Origin of the sequence: Variovorax sp. RKNM96, assembly GCF_017161115.1 — a bacterium.
In the GTDB taxonomy this organism is placed as follows: Bacteria; Pseudomonadota; Gammaproteobacteria; order Burkholderiales; family Burkholderiaceae_C; genus Variovorax.
Genome location: NZ_CP046508.1, coordinates 5990076 through 6006319 on the forward strand (window position 1 = coordinate 5990076; position 16244 = coordinate 6006319).

At 67.7% G+C, this 16244-nt stretch carries 18 protein-coding genes; 9 read left to right on the forward strand and 9 right to left on the reverse strand.

Annotated elements, in window-relative coordinates:
* Positions 1–222: 222 nt before the first annotated feature.
* The 6 genes from GNX71_RS27860 to GNX71_RS27885 form a co-directional block, all read right to left on the reverse strand.
* Positions 223–507, reverse strand: a complete 285-nt coding sequence (locus GNX71_RS27860; RefSeq protein WP_206175414.1) for a hypothetical protein — start codon at positions 505–507, stop codon at positions 223–225.
* Positions 508–655: 148 nt separating this feature from the next.
* Complete coding sequence (locus tag GNX71_RS27865; RefSeq protein ID WP_206179729.1) at positions 656–1666, reverse strand: tripartite tricarboxylate transporter substrate binding protein; 1011 nt, start codon at positions 1664–1666, stop codon at positions 656–658.
* Between the two features lie 79 nt (positions 1667–1745).
* Complete coding sequence (locus tag GNX71_RS27870) at positions 1746–2726, reverse strand: tripartite tricarboxylate transporter substrate binding protein (protein WP_206175415.1); 981 nt, start codon at positions 2724–2726, stop codon at positions 1746–1748.
* Positions 2726–3931, reverse strand: a complete 1206-nt coding sequence (gene pcaF, locus GNX71_RS27875) for a 3-oxoadipyl-CoA thiolase (RefSeq protein ID WP_206175416.1) — start codon at positions 3929–3931, stop codon at positions 2726–2728. The genes GNX71_RS27870 and pcaF overlap by 1 nt, the downstream gene beginning before the upstream one ends.
* Positions 3932–3957: 26 nt before the next feature.
* A complete protein-coding gene (locus tag GNX71_RS27880) occupies positions 3958–4608 on the reverse strand; it encodes a 3-oxoacid CoA-transferase subunit B (protein ID WP_176659150.1) in 651 nt (216 codons plus the stop codon).
* Positions 4605–5306 carry a 3-oxoacid CoA-transferase subunit A gene (locus tag GNX71_RS27885; protein WP_206175417.1) on the reverse strand — a complete coding sequence of 234 codons (702 nt, stop codon included), beginning with the start codon at positions 5304–5306 and terminating at the stop codon, positions 4605–4607. The genes GNX71_RS27880 and GNX71_RS27885 overlap by 4 nt, the downstream gene beginning before the upstream one ends.
* 93 nt (positions 5307–5399) lie before the next feature.
* Here GNX71_RS27885 and GNX71_RS27890 point away from each other — a divergent pair, with 93 nt between their 5' ends.
* Positions 5400–6185: an IclR family transcriptional regulator C-terminal domain-containing protein gene (locus tag GNX71_RS27890; RefSeq protein WP_206175418.1), complete on the forward strand. Its 786-nt coding sequence runs from the start codon at positions 5400–5402 to the stop codon at positions 6183–6185.
* Between the two features lie 12 nt (positions 6186–6197).
* On the opposite strand, the gene GNX71_RS27895 is transcribed toward GNX71_RS27890, so the two are convergent.
* On the reverse strand, positions 6198–7172 hold the full coding sequence (locus GNX71_RS27895; protein ID WP_241027072.1) for a LysR family transcriptional regulator: 975 nt from the start codon (positions 7170–7172) through the stop codon (positions 6198–6200).
* Between the two features lie 74 nt (positions 7173–7246).
* On the opposite strand from GNX71_RS27895, the gene GNX71_RS27900 reads away from it, so the two are divergent.
* The 7 genes from GNX71_RS27900 (at position 7247) to GNX71_RS27930 (ending at position 13522) form a co-directional block, all read left to right on the forward strand.
* Entirely contained in the window at positions 7247–7828 is a 582-nt protein-coding gene (locus tag GNX71_RS27900; protein WP_206175420.1) for a GAF domain-containing protein, read from the forward strand.
* A gap of 2 nt (positions 7829–7830) precedes the next feature.
* Positions 7831–9432 (forward strand): FAD-dependent monooxygenase, encoded by a 1602-nt coding sequence (locus GNX71_RS27905; RefSeq protein WP_206175421.1) that lies wholly within the window; start codon positions 7831–7833, stop codon positions 9430–9432.
* 4 nt (positions 9433–9436) lie between these two features.
* Complete coding sequence (locus GNX71_RS27910) at positions 9437–9850, forward strand: VOC family protein (RefSeq protein ID WP_206175422.1); 414 nt, start codon at positions 9437–9439, stop codon at positions 9848–9850.
* Positions 9847–10638 (forward strand): alpha/beta hydrolase, encoded by a 792-nt coding sequence (locus GNX71_RS27915; protein ID WP_206175423.1) that lies wholly within the window; start codon positions 9847–9849, stop codon positions 10636–10638. Before GNX71_RS27910 ends, GNX71_RS27915 begins: the two co-directional genes overlap by 4 nt.
* Positions 10635–11453 (forward strand): ABC transporter ATP-binding protein, encoded by an 819-nt coding sequence (locus tag GNX71_RS27920; protein WP_206175424.1) that lies wholly within the window; start codon positions 10635–10637, stop codon positions 11451–11453. The genes GNX71_RS27915 and GNX71_RS27920 overlap by 4 nt, the downstream gene beginning before the upstream one ends.
* A 13-nt stretch (positions 11454–11466) precedes the next feature.
* Positions 11467–12363 (forward strand): ABC transporter permease, encoded by an 897-nt coding sequence (locus GNX71_RS27925; RefSeq protein ID WP_206175425.1) that lies wholly within the window; start codon positions 11467–11469, stop codon positions 12361–12363.
* A 61-nt stretch (positions 12364–12424) separates the two neighbouring features.
* Positions 12425–13522, forward strand: coding sequence for an ABC transporter substrate-binding protein (locus tag GNX71_RS27930; RefSeq protein WP_206175426.1), 1098 nt, complete (start codon positions 12425–12427; stop codon positions 13520–13522).
* 26 nt (positions 13523–13548) lie between these two features.
* On the opposite strand, the gene GNX71_RS27935 is transcribed toward GNX71_RS27930, so the two are convergent.
* The gene (locus tag GNX71_RS27935) at positions 13549–14556 is read right to left on the reverse strand and encodes a tripartite tricarboxylate transporter substrate binding protein (protein ID WP_206175427.1); all 1008 of its coding nucleotides are present in this window, start codon (positions 14554–14556) and stop codon (positions 13549–13551) included.
* A gap of 177 nt (positions 14557–14733) precedes the next feature.
* Here GNX71_RS27935 and GNX71_RS27940 point away from each other — a divergent pair, with 177 nt between their 5' ends.
* Positions 14734–15234, forward strand: coding sequence for a hypothetical protein (locus GNX71_RS27940; RefSeq protein WP_206175428.1), 501 nt, complete (start codon positions 14734–14736; stop codon positions 15232–15234).
* Here the strand turns inward: GNX71_RS27940 and GNX71_RS27945 are convergent.
* Positions 15215–16237, reverse strand: coding sequence for a branched-chain amino acid ABC transporter permease (locus GNX71_RS27945; protein WP_241027073.1), 1023 nt, complete (start codon positions 16235–16237; stop codon positions 15215–15217). The two genes, GNX71_RS27940 and GNX71_RS27945, sit on opposite strands and share 20 nt — an antisense overlap.
* Between the last annotated feature and the right edge of the window lie 7 nt (positions 16238–16244).

A 16244-nucleotide genomic window follows, 5' to 3' on the forward strand; every position in this document is an offset into this window, starting at 1 on the left:
AGAAGTGGGCGGCGCTCTGCGGAGGAAATGAAGATGGCTTACCTGAAAGAACTCAAGGTCACGCCACACACGAGCGGTGGCGACGACTTGCCGGCAAACGGTGGAAAGCCTCAGGGCAGGTGTCCGCGCTGTTCAAGGGCATGCAAGACGAGAGCAAGGAGAAGGTCGTTGTCCTGCATCTGAATCCGCAGTCGGAGATTCTTTAGATCTGGCGGGTATCGATCAGGCTAAGTGACGCTTGATAGCCCTGAGCGCATTGACCCGCGCAGCGTCGTGGTGAACATCCGTCGTTTCAAGCGTCTGAAGCCACGCCATCGACTCCGGCGTGGCGGCACCTCGAATGGCACACAAGCAGAGGCTTTTGAGAAATGGCTCGGACGCCCGGTCGTAGGCCTTCAACACAATCCGTCGCAGTCGATCCTGCAATAAAGCATCGATCAGCACACCACCCTTGAAACTCAGCAACTGGTTCAGCGCAGACAGGGCCTGCCAATCGGCATGTGTCACATCAGACGACCTCCAATCGGCGGGCTCGCAAAAATCCATCAATGCCCGGACGCTGTCGACAGTCTTTACATGTGCAAGAAACAAAAGCGGCCCCGGCAACTTTAGCGGGGGCCGCATAGCGATCAGCGCGGGCTACCCCGCAACCCAATCAATCCAACGAAACATTCGCCTTCTTGATCACATCCCCAAACCGCTGCGTCTCACTCGCCACAAACTGATCAAACTGCGGCCGAGTCGTCGGAAACGGCTCGTACCCGAAGCTCTTGAACTTCTCCAGCACATCGGGTTCCGCCAGCCCCTTCTCGATGTCGCGCTTGATCTTCTCTGTCACCGAAGCCGGCAGGCCCTTCGGCACGGCAATCGCGTTCCAGCCGATCACCTCGAAGCCCTTGGGGCCGCCCGATTCTGCAACGGTCGGCACGTCGGGGAAGGCGGCGTTGCGCTGGGGCGCGGCCACGGCCAGGAAGCGCAGTTTGTTCGCGCGCTGCAGCGGGCCGGCGGTGGCGCTGCTGCCAAGCGCAAAGGCCAGTTCGCCCGTGGCGACCGAGGTGTAGAGCTGCGTCGTTTCCTTGTAGATGATGTGTTCCATCTGCGTGCCGGTGGCCGACTCGAAGAGCTCCGAGCCCAGGTGCACCGGGTTGCCGACCGACCACGAGCCGTAGTCGAGCTTGCCGGGGTTGGCCTTGGCGTCGGCGATGAGGTCGCCCACGGTCTTGTACTTGCTGTTGGTCGCGACGGTGAAGAAGAAATACGTCTTGAAGAGCGGCAGCAGCGTGTCGAAGTCCTTCGCGCTGTCGTAGGGCAGCTTCTTGAAGAGCGCCGGGTACGCGGCCAGATGCACGTTGTCGAGCACGATGATGTCGTGGCCGTCTTTCGCGCCGCGCTTGAAGGCGTCGATGGCGATGAAGCCGTTGCCGCCCGGGCGGTTCTCGACCACCACCGGCTGGCCCCAGGCGCGCGAAAGCTTGTCGGCCACGAGACGGGCAACGCCGTCGGGGCCGCCGCCGACCGGGAACGGCGTGATGATGCGCACGGGCTTGGTGGGGAAGGCTGCCTGTGCGGATGCGGTGACCGGTGCCAGCGCGGCCGTGGCCAGCGCGAATGCTGCGGCAGCTGCAGCCAGGCCGACGCTGCGGCGCGTTGCGTTTGTGTTCTTCATCATTCTCTGATCCTCTTCTTTCGGTTCTCTGGTTTTGAAACTCTCTCCCGGACCGTTCGGCGGGCTTCGGGCTGCGCGGCTACTCCACCACCGCGCCCGAACTGCGAACGATCGCCGCCCATTGCTCGCTCTCCCGCGAGATGAGCGCTGCGTACTCGGCAGGCCCGCCGAGCAAGGGCACGGCGCCTTCCACGTCGAGGCGCGACTGGAATTCCTTTTCTCCCGCCACCTTGAGCATCTGCGCCGCGAGCTCCTTCACGACCGCATCGGGCGTGCCGCGCGGCGCGAGGATGCCGTAGGTGAGCGTGCTCTCGAAGCCCGCGAGTTCGCGCAGGCCCGACTCGGCCACGGTGGGCACATCGGGCAGCGAAGGCAGGCGCTTCGCACCGGTGACGGCAATGGCGCGCAGCCGTCCGCCCTTGACCAGCGCGAGCGCGGGCGGGATGACGCTGAACATCATTTGCACCTGCCCGCCCGTGAGGTCGGTGAGCGCGGGGTTGGTGCCCTTGTAGGGGATGTGATTGATCTTCGCGCCGATGCGTTGCGCGAAGAGTTCGCCGCTGAGGTGGCCGCCGGTGCCGCTGCCGCTCGATGCGTAGTCGAGCAGGCCCGGCCGCGCCCTGGCTTCGGCCACGAGGTCGGCCACGCTGCGCACCTTCGATGCGGCGGGCACCACGAGCACGAGCGCGGACGAGGCGAACATCGCGACGGGCACGAGGTCCTTCCGCGCATCGACCTTCAGGTTCTTGTAGAGCGCGGGGTTGATCGACACGGTGCCCGTGTGGCCGAGCAAGAGCGTGCTGCCGTCGGGCGTGCTGCGCACCACCTGCTCGGTGCCGAGGTTGCCGCCCGCGCCGGGCTTGTTGTCGACGATGACGCCCGACTTGCGCAACTCGCCGAGGCCCTTGGCCATCTGGCGCGCGAACACGTCGTTGCCGCCGCCGGCCGCGAAGGGCACGACGATGCGGATGGGCTTGGCCGCATCGCTCTGCGCGTAAGCAGGCAGGCCCGCTGCCGCGAGCAGGCCCAGCAGCACCAGCTCGCGTCGCGCGAGACCCATCAGACGCGTTCCAGGATCACGGCAATGCCCTGCCCCACGCCGATGCACATCGTGCACAGCGCGTAGCGGCCGCCGCCCTTGTGCAGCTGGTTCACCGCGGTGATGGCCAAGCGTGCGCCGCTCGCGCCGAGCGGGTGGCCGAGCGCGATGGCGCCGCCGTTGATGTTCACGCGCGCGTCGTCGTCCTTCAGGCCCAACAGACGCAGCACGGCAAGGCCTTGCGCGGCGAAGGCTTCGTTGAGTTCGATGACGTCGATCTGGTCGATGGTGAGGCCGGTGAGCGCCAGCACCTTCTGCGTAGCGGGCGCGGGGCCGATGCCCATCACGCGCGGCGCCACTCCGGCGGTGGCCATGCCGACCACGCGGGCGCGCGGCGTCAAGCCATGCTTCGCGGCGCTGGCTTCGTCGGCCAGCAGCAGCGCGCAGGCGCCGTCGTTCACGCCGCTGGCATTGCCCGCGGTCACGGTGCCGTCGGGGCGCACCACGCCCTTGAGCTTGGCGAGGGATTCGAGGCTGGTCTCGCGCGGATGCTCGTCCTTGTTGACGATGATCGCGTCGCCCTTCTTCTGCGGCACGCTGACGGGCACGATCTCGGCATCGAAGAAGCCGGATTTCTGCGAGGCGACGGCGCGCAGCTGCGAGTTGAGCGCCATCAGGTCTTGCGCTTCGCGCTCGATCTTGTAGTCGGTCGCCACGTTCTCGGCCGTCTCGGGCATCGAGTCGACGCCGTACTGCGCCTTCATGAGCTTGTTGACGAAGCGCCAGCCGATGGTGGTGTCGTACACCGCGTTGTTGCGGCTGAAGGCGCTCTCGGCCTTGGGCATGACGAAGGGGGCGCGGCTCATGCTCTCGACGCCGCCGGCGATCATGAGGCCGGCTTCACCGGCGCGGATGGCGCGCGCTGCGGTGCCCACGGCATCGAGGCCCGAACCGCACAGGCGGTTGATGGTGCCGCCGCCGATTTCGAGCGGCAGGCCCGCGAGCAGCGCCGACATGCGCGCGACGTTGCGGTTGTCTTCGCCGGCCTGGTTGGCGCAGCCGTAGAGCACGTCGCTCACGGCCTGCCAGTCGACGTTCTTGTTGCGTTCCATCAATGCCTTGAGCGGCACTGCGCCCAGGTCGTCGGTGCGCACGCTGCTGAGCGAGCCGCCGTAGCGGCCGAAGGGGGTGCGAACGGCGTCGCAGATGAAGGCTTGGTTGGTCATGTTGTGTCTCTGATGGATTGGATGGGTCAGGCTGCGATCGGCAGGCCGACGAGCTTCTCGAGCTCTTCGCGGGTGAGCCCTTCGACGAGATCGACGAGCTTCAAACCTTGCGGCGTGCATTCGAGCGTGGCGAGGTCGGAATACACGCGCTTGACGCAGCCGATGCCGGTCAGCGGATAGGTGCACTCCTGCACCAGCTTGCTCGTGCCCTGCTTGGTGAGCAGATCCATCATCACCCACGTCTGCTTGGCGCCGATGGCCAGGTCCATGGCGCCGCCGACGGCGGGAATGGCGTCTTTTTCGCCGGTGTGCCAGTTGGCGAGGTCGCCGGTGGCCGACACCTGGAACGCGCCGAGCACGCAGATGTCGAGGTGGCCGCCGCGCATCATCGCGAAGCTGTCGGCGTGGTGGAAGAACGAGCCGCCCGGCAGCAGCGTGACGGGCTGCTTGCCGGCGTTGATGAGGTCGTAGTCTTCCTCGCCGGCCTCGGGCGCGGGGCCCATGCCGAGGATGCCGTTCTCGCTCTGCAGGATGACCTCGCGGCCCTGCGGCAGATGATTCGCCACGAGCGTGGGCTGGCCGATGCCGAGGTTGACGACGGCGCCGTCGAAGATGTCCTGCGCAACGCGGGCGGCCAGTTGGTCCTTGGTGCGACGTGTGTAATTGCTCATGGTCATGCTGCCTTCTTGAAGCCGCCGGCCTGGGTGGCGACGCGTTCGATGCGCACCACCTGGTGCACGAAGATGCCCGGGGTCACGACGGTCTCGGGGTCGAGGGTGCCGAGCTCGGCGATGTCGTGCACGGTGGCCACGGTTTTCTTCGAGGCCATGGCCATCACCGGGCCGAAGTTGCGCGCGGCCTTGCGGTAAACCAGGTTGCCCCAGCGGTCGCCGCGCTCGGCCTTGATGAGCGCCACGTCGCCGTGGATGGGGTACTCGAGCACGTACTGCTTGCCGTCGATCTCGCGCGTTTCGCGGTTGCCCGCGAGCTGCGTGCCGTAGCCGGTGGGGCAGAAGAAGGCGCCGATGCCGGCGCCCGCGGCGCGGATGCGTTCGGCGAGGTTGCCTTGGGGCACGAGTTCGAGTTCGATCTTGCCGCTGCGGTAGAGCCCGTCGAACACCTGGCTGTCGGCCTGGCGCGGGAAGCTGCAGATGATCTTGCGCACGCGGCCGGCCGCGAGCAGCGCCGCGAGGCCGGTGTCGCCGTTGCCGGCGTTGTTGTTGACGACGGTGAGGTCCTTGGCGCCCTGCTCGACGAGGCCGTCGATGAGTTCGCCGGGAATGCCGGCGGTGCCGAAACCGCCGATGAGAACCGTGGCGCCGTCGGGGATGCCCGCGAGGGCATCGGCGACCGAGCGCGCGATCTTGTTGATCATGAAGCTTGTCTCCGGGGTGGAAAGAGGGTGGCTCGAAATGTTCGTATACAGAACATTTGTTCGTATAATGAATTCTAAAGACGATCGCGCACCATGGCAACCCAGACGAAACCCTCCGAAACTCCCGCTCCCGGCGACAGCTATGTGCAGTCGTTCGCACGCGGCCTGCAGGTGATTCGCTCGTTCAGCGAGAGCGCGCCGCGGCAAACGCTGAGCGAAGTCGCCGCAGGCAGCGGGCTCACGCGGGCGGGCGCGCGGCGCATCCTGCTCACGCTGCAGACGCTGGGCTATGTGGTGACCGACGGCAAGCTCTTCACGCTCACGCCGCGCATCCTCGACCTGGGCTTTGCCTACCTCTCGTCGATGCCGATCTGGAACCGCGCCGAGCCGGTGATGGAAGCGCTGGTGCAGCAGGTGCAGGAGTCGTGCTCGGCCGCGGTGCTCGATGCGACGGACATCGTCTATGTGCTGCGCGTGCCGACCAAGAAGATCATGCACATCAGCCTGGGCGTGGGCTCGCGGCTGCCGGCGTATTGCACGTCGCTCGGCCGGCTGCTCCTGGCCGACCTTGAAGACGACGAGGTGCGCGCGCGGCTCGAAGCCTCGAACATCGAAGCGCTCACCAAGCACACGGTGACCGACATCGATGCGCTCATGGCCAAGGTCGCGCAGGCACGCAAGCAGCAGTGGTGCCTGGTGAACCAGGAACTCGAAGAGGGCCTCATTTCGGTGGCTGCGCCCATCGTCAATAAGCAGGGCCACATGGTGGCCGCGCTCAACATCAGCGGGCAGGCGAACCGCACGAGTGCGAAGGTGATGCAGGAGACGATGCTGCCAGCGCTGATCGATGCGGCGAAGCAGGTCTCTCGGCTGCTCTGATTTCTTCTGCCTTCAGCGGCGTGCGGCGCGCTGCATCTCCCGCGCGGTCTTGCCCACCGCGGCCCGGAGCGACTGCACCATCGGATGCCCCTCCAGCTCCTTCGAGGTGAAGAAGCTCACCGGCGGCAAGCTCCAGCTCAACCGGTAGGGCAGCGCCGCCCAGTGCCCTGCGCGCTCCATGTCGGCCACCACATCGCGCGCGAGGATGGCGATGGCGTTCGGCTCGGTGCGCAGCACCATCTCCATGCTGCGGATCGAGGTGCTCTCCAGCATCGGCACTGGCGGCTGCACGCCCGCGCCTACGAAGATCGCGTTGTAGGTGCGGCGCATGGGCGTGTTGGGCGGCGGCAGTATCCAGTCGAGCTGCGCGAGGCGCGCCCAATCCAGCGGCCCGCGCGAGAGGCGCTTGACGCTCTTGGCGGCGACCACGAGGCAGGGCTCCTGCTGGTAGATCGCCTCCTGCACCAGGCCCGTGGCGTCACCGTCGTACGAGCGGCCGATGGCGCAATCGAGTTCGCGCGCGACGAGGCTCGCGACCAGTTCGTCCGTCGTGCCCTCGCGCGTCATCACCGCCATGCGCGGCGTGCGGTCCAGCAGGTGCGTGAGCGCCGCGGACAGCAGCTGCTGCGGCACCTGCTGCGTGAGCCCGAGCCGAAGGCGCCCGCTGCGCCCCGCCTCCAGTGACGTGAGCACGCGCGTGGTGGCCTCCAGCTCCGCGAGCCAGCGCTGCGCGTAGTGCAGCACCGCCTCGCCCGACGGCGTGGGCACGAGGCCGCGGCTGGTGCGCTCGAAGAGCCGGCTGCCGAAGATGTCCTCGGCCTCGCGCAGCGCCTTGGTGATGGCCGGCTGGCTCACCCGCATCTCGGCGGCCACGCGGCCGAGCGTGCGGTGGCGGTCGATGGCCTGCAGGAGCGAAAGCTGCCGCAGCTTGAGGCGGGAGAGCAGCGCGTGTTGCAGGTCGGCGGCGGGGTCGCGGGCGGTCGGCAAGGTCATAACTCCCAGGTTATCGGGTCATCAGAATTTAATGCACTTCGGGCAATTGCGAAGCCTAGACTTTCTTCATGCCCATCGCCACCGCATCGCAGCCCATGGCCTTCACGAACGAGTTTCTGAACCAGTTGCTGGATGGGCTCGCCGAAGCCCGCAACGCCGACGCGGCGCTGCGCGAGGTGGACCGCATGCGAAGCCTGATCGCGGGCGAGAGCATCTTCAGCATCCAGCAGAACGTGACGACCGCGCACGACCCGGCCGGCGAGATCCGGCTGCGGCGCTTCTATTCGTCCGAGGCGCAGCGCCATCCGGTGGGCGGCGGCAAGCGCAAGACGCTCACGCCGTGGACCGAATGCCTGTTCCTGCAAGGCCGCGTGTTCGTCGGCGAGGGCGCGGAAACGCTGGCTCGGCATTTCGACGATTTCGAGCAGATGCACGCCTACGGCCTGCAGAGCGTGATCAACGTGCCGCTGCTGCGCGGCGAGGTCTGCTACGCCACCTTCAATGTCTTCGGTACCCGCCCCCGGTGGCAGCCGCACGAGGTGCTGGGCATCCGCCTGCTCGCGCTCTCTGCGGCGCGCTGGGTGCCGGCCGCACCGGGGCTCGCCTATCGCTTCACCGATATGTCTTTCACTTCGCCGATGGAGAGCTGACCATGCCCACAAGGATTCCTGTCGTGATCGTCGGAGGCGGGCCCGTGGGGCTGTCGATGGCCATCCTCCTGCAGCGCTTCGGCATCGAATTCGTGCTGCTCGAACGCAGCCCGACGACCACCGACCACCCCAAGGCGCGCGGCACCTACACGCGCACGATGGAGATCTTCCGGCAGTGGGGCATCGACGAATTGATGAAGCGGCATGCGCTGCCCGACGGCTCCGACTTCTTCGCGTTCTGCGAATCCATGACCGGCCACGAGTGGGGCCGCACCACCCCCGAGCCCAACGTCGGCCACTCGCCGTGCTGGAAGATCATCCAGTCGCAGGACACGGTCGAGGTCGAGCTGCTGGACCATGCGCGCAAGAGCCAGGTCGGCCAGTTCCTCTTCGGCCACGAGTTCGTGCAGTACGAGGAAGGCGCCGACGGCATCGCGGTGAGCGCCCGCAAAGTGAACACGGGCGAGGCGCTCACCTGGCAGGCGCAGTACCTGATCGCCGCGGATGGCGCCACCAGCGCGGTGCGGCGGCAGGCCGGCATCGAGATGCGCGGGCCGGCCACGATCGCGGTGATGGCCAACGAGTTCTGGCAGGCCGATCTCTCGCATGTGCGCGACGCGAAAACCTGCGCGGGCTGGCGCGTCTTTGCGAAGGAATCGCCCTACCCGATCACCACCGTGCTCAACACGAACGGCAAGGACCGGTGGCTCAACCTCCTGCCCGTGGGCCGCGAGGTGGACGAGCGCATCGGGGAGCGCAACGACGAGGAAGTGGTGCAGCTCGCACGCACGGTCTCCGGCGTTCCGAACCTCGATGTGAAGGTCATCAACCGCTCGGTGTGGCGCATGAGCCGCCAGGTGGCCGCGAACTTCCGCCGGGGCCGCGTGCTGCTGGTGGGCGACTCGGCGCACCGCTTTCCGCCCAACGGCGGCTACGGCATGAACTCCGGCATCCAGGACGCGCACAACCTCGCATGGAAGCTGGCCTTCGTGCTCACAGGCCGCGCCGGCCCGCGCCTCCTGGACAGCTACGAGCAGGAGCGGCGCCCCGTCGCCGAATCGAACGCCGACTTCAGCCTGCACAACGCGACGCGCTTCACCCGCTGCGACGAGGCGCTGCGGTCGGGCAACAAGGACCGCATCGACTTCTGGATCCGCGACAGCGACAACCACATCCACAGCATCGGCCAGTCGCTGGGTTTCTGCTACGACGAGGGCGCGGTCGTGCCCGACGGCACCGGCAAACACGTGCTGCGCGCGCGCTGGTACGAACCGACCGACAGACCCGGCGCGCGCTTCCCCCACCTGTGGCTGGACCTTGCGAGGCGCCACACCACGCTCGACTGGTTCGACCGCGAGTTCGTGCTGGTCGCGGGGCCGAAGGCGGACGGGTGGATGGAGGCGGCACGCGCTGTGTCGGGCAAGAACGGCCGCATCGTGCAGGCGCACCAGCTCGACGATGCGCACGAGAAAGACGGCCTGCTGCTCGGCCCGCGCGGCGCGGTGCTCGTGCGGCCCGACGGTCATGTGGCCTTCCGCATGCCGTGGACGCCATCGGACCCGGCGGCCGAACTTTCTGCCGTGCTCTCGCGCCTGCTGGACTGATGCCATGCCGGTCACCGCACTGCACCACTACACGATCCGCTGCACGCCGGACGAACTGCCGGCGCTGGTCGATTTCTACACGCGCGTGATGCGCCTCGAAGTCGGCGCGCGGCCGGAGATTCCCGCGCCCGGCGCCTGGCTCTATGCGGAGGGTCAGCCGATCGTGCACCTGTTCGCGCACCTCGCAACGCCCGACGTGCCGAGGCAGCCGGTCACGGGTCATGTCGACCACATCTCGTTCCGCTCCCGCAGATTGCACGAGATGCGCGCGCATCTCGATGCACAGGGCGTGCCGTACCTCGAGGCGCCGATTCCCGGATGGGACATCCACCAGCTCTTCCTGCACGATCCGCGCGGACTGAAGATCGAGATGACCTTCTGGCTCGACCAGGAAGAAAAAAACGGAGGTGCCGCATGACGGACTTCGTGCAGGCCGGCGAGATGCGCATCGCCTTCGAGCGCGAAGGCCAGGGCCCGGCCCTCGTGCTGATGCACGGCGCGGAAGCCACGCGCGGCATGTTCGCTGCGCTGGTGCCGCATCTGTCGAAGCACTTCACCGTGATCGCGTACGACCAGCGCGATTGCGGCGACACCGAGGGCCCCGAGCGCGCGGCCACGCTGGCGGACCTGGCCGGCGATGCACACCAGTTCATCAAGGCGCTCGGATTCAAGCGCGCGCACGTGTTCGGCTCGTCGTTCGGCGGGCGCGTGGCGCAGGCGCTGGCGCTGCTGCATCCGCGCGCGGTCGATCACCTGGTGCTCGCCAGCACCTGGCCGCTGCCGCGGCCCTACGAGGAGCTGTGCCCGGAGGCGAACCGCCTCGCCGAACTGCGCGAAGGACTGCCCGGCACCGCCGAGGAACTGGCGACGTGGTTCTTTCCCGAGGCGTATCTGCAGCAGCGGCCCGAACTGCGCCGCGTGTTCGCGAACGCGAGGCCGGCATCGGCGCGCTCGCGGCGGCGCACCGCCACCGTGGCGACCGCGCTGGAGAACGGCGTGGCGGACATCGTCGCGCCGACGCTGGTGCTGGCGGGCGAGCTCGACCGCGTGGTGCCGCCCGCGGTGACGCTGGCGATGGCCGGGCGCATCCACGGCGCCGATGCGGTGCTGCTGCCGGCCATCGGGCATGTGTCGGCATTGCAGGCGCCCGAGGTGCTGGCGCATCACCTGATCCGCTTCCTCAAGCCCGAAGGAGCCAAGGCATGAACACCACGCTTGTGCAAGCCGTTCCGAAGGCGAAGACCGAAGGCAGCGCCGACTACATCCGCATCGACGGGCTCTCCAAGCACTTCGGTGCGGGCCGCGAAGGCGTGCTCGCGCTCAATGGCATCGACTGCTCGATCCGCCAGGGCAGCTTCGTCACGATCGTGGGGCCGAGCGGCTGCGGCAAGAGCACGCTGCTGCGCATCCTGGCGGGCCTGCTGGACTACGACATCGGCCAGGTCGTGCTCGACGGCCAGCCGATCCACGGCACGCGGCGCGACATCGGCGTGGTGTTCCAGAGCTCGATCCTGCTGCCCTGGCGCACCATCCTCGAGAACGTGATGCTGCCGGCGGAGGTGCTCGGCCTCGACATGAAAGCCGCGCGCGAGCGCGCCATGCAGCTGCTGCACATGGTGCGGCTCGATGGGTTCGAGAACAAGCTGCCGCGCCAGCTGAGCGGCGGCATGCAGCAGCGCGCATCGATCGCACGGGCGCTGCTGCACGACCCCAAGATCCTGCTGATGGACGAGCCTTTCGGCGCGCTCGACGCGATGACGCGCGAGCGCATGAACCTGGAGCTGCAACGCATCTGGATGGAGAGCGGCAAGACGGTGGTGCTGATCACGCACTCCATTCCCGAGGCCGTGTTCCTCGGCGACAAGGTGTTCGTGATGTCGCCGCGCCCCGGCACGCTGGAGCGCGTGCTGCCCATCGACCTGCCGCGGCCGCGCACGATGGAGGTGATGTCCGACCCTGCCTTCGCCTCGGCCACCGCGAGCATCCGCGAGCGCTTCTCGCATGCAGCCTCCTTCGATTGAGAGGAACCCCATCATGAAGACCGCCATGCTTGCCGCGCCGCTGTCGGCGCCCGATGAGGTTGCCGTCCGGCGCACCGAGGCCTCGGCCGATGCACCGCCAAGGAAACGCGCCAATCCGCTCTCCTCCACGCGCGTGCAATCGATGCTGTTGCTGGTCACGCTGCTCGGTTCGTGGGAAGGCGCGGTGCGGTTCTTCAACGTGCCCAAGCACCTGGTGCCGCCGTTCAGCGACGTCGCGGTGGCGCTCTGGCGCGGCCTCGCGACCGGGCCGATGGCCAAGGACGGCTTCTGGTACCACGGGGGCGTGACGCTCGCCGAGATCCTGCTCGGCTTCGGCATCGGCAGCGGCGTGGGGCTGGCCATCGGCATCGTGGTCTCGCAGATGCCGCGGCTGGAGGCACTGCTGGAGCCCTACGTGGCCGCGCTGCAGAGCGTACCGAAGGTGGCAGTGGCACCGATCATCGTGGTGTGGCTGGGCTTCGGCATCAGCTCCAAGGTGGTGATCATCTGCATGCTCACCTTCTTTCCGGTGCTGGTGACGAGCATCGCGGGCTTCAAGGCGGTGGACGCCGACCGCATCGACCTGCTGCGTTCGCTGTCGGCCACGCGCTGGCAGATCTTCCGCAAGGCCAAGTTTCCGAGCGCCCTGCCTTTCATCTTCGCGGGCCTGAACATGGCCGCCGCCTTCAGCGTGGTGGGCGCAGTGGTCGGCGAATTCGTCGGCGCGCAGGCGGGGCTGGGGGTGCTGATCCTGCAGATGGAGGCGCAGGCCGACAGCGGCGGTAGCTTCGCGGTCTGCATCGTGCTCTCCGTGATCGGCATCGCGCTGTCGGCGTTGCTGCGGCGGCTGCAGCGGCGGGCGCTGCACTGGATGCCCGCGGACACCTCGCAGCGCACCGTGAGCGTCTGAACCGAATCCGCCCGCGTGCGGCGGGCGTTTCCAGCCGCGCATCCCCATGAAGGAGTGAGCCATGTTGAGACGACGTGATTTCGGCCTGGGCCTCGGAGCCCTGGGTCTTGCAGGCGGACTGCCGGCCCTGGCGCAGAAGCTGCGTGTGATGAAGGTGGCGAACACAGCGGCGGTGAACGATCCGCAGCAGTGCTTCACCACCGCGGGCCAGCATCCGAAGCTGAACTTCTACAAGCCGGGCGGCGTGGACATCGAGTACGTCAACATGTCCAGCATGACGCAGGCGATGCAGAGCCTGCGCGCGGGCCACGTGGACTTCGGGCCCGCCATACCGGGCATCCTGCTGCCCGCGATGGCCAAGGACCCGACGCTGGACCTGGTGAGCGTCTACAAGTGGCTGCCGCGCAATGCCAACGTGATCGTGGTGAAGCCGGCGAGCGGCATCAGGTCGGCGGCGGACCTGGCGGGCAAGCGCATCGGCGTGCGCAGCCTGGGCGACACGGGCATCGCGGTCACGCGCACCATGCTCGCCGAACTGGGGCTCAAGGACGACAAGTGCGAGTACATCGCCATCGGCGATGGCGCACCGGCCGGCGCGGCGATCGACAACGACCGCGTCGATGCGATGGTGGCCTTCGACACGGCAGCGGCGCGCATCGAGCTCGTGGGCACCAGGTTGCGCTATGTGCCGCTCACGCCGAAGTTCGCACAGCTCGGCTCGGGCTGGATCTGCGTGCCGCGCAAGTCGCTGAAAGAAGACCGCGCGGCGCTGGTGGCGCTGTTCCGCGGCATCGCGAAGTCGACGATCTTCTCGCACCACAACCTGGATGCGGGCATCGACCTGCACTGGGCCGTGTACCCCGAGAGCCGGCCCAAGGGCCGCACCGAAGACGAAGCGCGCAAGGAACTGGCGTTCATCCTGAAGGACCGCAAGAACAGCTGGATGCGCCGCCCCGACGATCCCGACCAGCGCATGGGCGCCTCGTCGCCCGCCGAATGGACAGCCAACATCGCAATGGCCGCCGACAGCAGCAAGAACCCGAAGCTGGCGGAAGAGCTCGGCGATGCGAGCCGCCTCTTCACCAACGAGCTGATCGACGAGATCAACGCGTTCGACAAGCAGGCGGTGGTGGAGATGGCGAAGGCGTTCAAGGCCTAGGCCGCCGGCCGCATCGTCAGGATGCGTCAGGCCTCCGAGTGGATGCCCTTCATGATGATCACGCCGCCCAGCCGCGCCGTGTCCGCGCGCATGCGGCGGGCCAGCGCCTCGGGCGTGCCGGGCTGCGCCTGCCAGCCAGTTTTCAGCAGCGCCTGAGCCACGTCGGGCATGCTGGTCACTTCGACCAGCGCCGCGTTGAGCTTGGCGACGGCGTTCTTGTTCATGCCCGCGGGCGCGGCCAGCGCGGTCCAGATTTCGAGGTCGGCGCCGCGCACATCCGCGTCGCGGATGGTGGGCAGCTCGCTCGCCAGCGGGCTGCGCTCGGGCGAGGTCACGCCGATGGCCTTGAGCTTGCCCGAGGCCAGGTGCGGCAGGGCCAGGCCCGGCGGCAGCAGCGCCAGCTGGATCTCGCCCGCGAGCAGCCCGGCGATCACCTGCGGGTTGCCGGTGTAGGGCTTGTGCTGCGCGGTGATGGCCGCGCGGCTCTTCAGGAGTTCCATGCCCAGGTGGCCCACGGTGCCCACGCCGGGCGTGCCGTACTTGCCCCCGGTGCCCAGGTTGCGCGCCCACAGCAGCAGGTCGGCCGGCGTCTTGCCGGTGGCATTGCTCGATACGGCCAGCACCAGCGGCGCGGTGCCGACCATGCCGACGGGCGCGAAGTCTTTCTCGGGGTCGAACGGGATCGCGGGGTTCAGCAGCTTGGCGATGGTGAGGTTGCCGTTGATCAGCGCGCCGATGGTGTGGTCGTCGGTCGCCTTGGCCACCTGGTCGGCCACGAGGTTGCCGCTGGCGCCGGGCTTGTTCTCGACGGTGACCGGCTGGCGCAGGATCTTCGCGAGCGGCTCGGCAATGGCGCGGGCCGCGAGGTCGGGCGAGGCACCGGCGGGAAAGCCCACCAGGATGCGCACGGGCTTGGTGGGCCAAGCGGCTTCGCCGGCCGTCGGCTTCTGCTGGGACCACGCGCCGGACGCGAACAACGAGGTGGCAACGGCCGCGGCGCCGCCTTCGAGCAAGCGGCGTTTGGTGAGCATCAAGGGAGACTCCAGAGCGATGAAAGAAGTGATGAAATGTCACCACATTGTTTCAAACGTTACAGGATCATGTTGCACTGCGCAAGTCCGAAGGAGGTTCGCGCGGGGCCATTAGCATGGGTGCGAACGGGCGTTGCACCTGACGCTTCCGCGCAGCCACCAGAGGGAAATTCAGCACCGATGATCGAGTTTTTCCATACCAAGGATCGCCTTCGTTTTCTGTTGTTCGTGTGCGCCATCGCGGCGCCGATCCTGCTCATCGCGGCCTGGGTCGTGAGCAGCATGGAGGCGTCGTCCGCCGCCAAGGGCGAGCCCAACGACAAGGGCGGCCTGCACTACCGCATCCAGGAAAAGAGCGGCGCCAAGGAACTGCCGCCCGCGCTGGCCGCGCTGGTCGCGGTGCCGCCGAACACCGCGATGACCGACGTGAGCGCCGACACCGACGGGGCGGGCCGCGTGACGAGCGCGGCGATCAAGGCCTTCAGCACCGATGACTTCAAGACGGTCGCGGCCTTCCACAAGCCCACGCTCGCCCCGGTGACCACCGACAGCGCCGCGTCGCTCGAGGGCGTGCGCGACGGCTACGAGATCCACATCTCGCACGAGACGAAGTTCTTCGACAACGACCCTTACAAGGACCGCACGAAGATCGAATACACGATCAATCCCGTGAAGAAGTAGCCGCGGCCGGCGCGCGCAACAGCCTGCGCTGCGTCGGAAAAAGCGACCAGCCCCAGCGCTGCTGCGCGTAGCCCCACAGGCCTTGCTTGAAGAACAGCGTGACCCCGATCGCGAGCAGCCCAAGGCCGAGCAGGTACCAGGTGCCGTAGTCGCTCAGGAACTTGTTGAGCGCCCAGAAGATGAGCGCGCCCACGAGCGGCCCTTCGATGCGGCCGATGCCGCCGATGACCACCATGAAGATCGCGAAGGCCGTCCAGTTGACGCTGAAGGCCGCATCGGGGCTGATGCGCAGGTTGCCCACGAAGTAGAGCGCGCCCGCGAGCCCCGCGCCGAAGGCCGCGACCACGTACACGGCGAGCTTCATGCGCGCGACCGGAATGCCTTGCGACTCAGCCGCCACCTCGTTGTCGCGAATCGCCAGCAGCGCGAGCCCGCGCTTGCTGCGCAGGAAGAGGTACACGAGCGCGATGGCCGCGACCACGCAGGCCAGCGCCATCCAGTAGGTGGTGCGCTCGCGCGTGGCCTTCTCGATGCCGCGCAGCGCGGTGAGCGTGGTGCCCGAGCCGCCGCCGACCGCCGACACGTTGGCGAAGCTCAGCCGGAATACCTCGGCGATGACCCAGGTGCCGATGGCGAAGTAGCCGCCGGAGAGGCGGAACGCGACAAACGACACGGGCACCGCAATGAGCCCCGCGGCCAGCGCGCCCAGCGGTATCGCCACGAACGGATTGACGCCCGCGAAGTTGCCGAGCATCAGCATCACGTAGCCGCCGAAGCCGAAGAAGGCCTGCTGCCCGATGCTCACCATGCCGCCGTAGCCCGCGAGCAGGTTCCACATCATCGCGAAGATGAAGTAGCAGGCGATCTCGACGAACTCGCGCATCCAGCTCGACTCGCCCCAGAACGGGAGGCTCGCGGCGATGAGCACGAGGGCGATGCCGGCGATGAGCGCGCTGCGGCTTGCGGCGGTGGCGCGCTCGACGTTGATAAGGGGTGGAGGCATGTTCGTC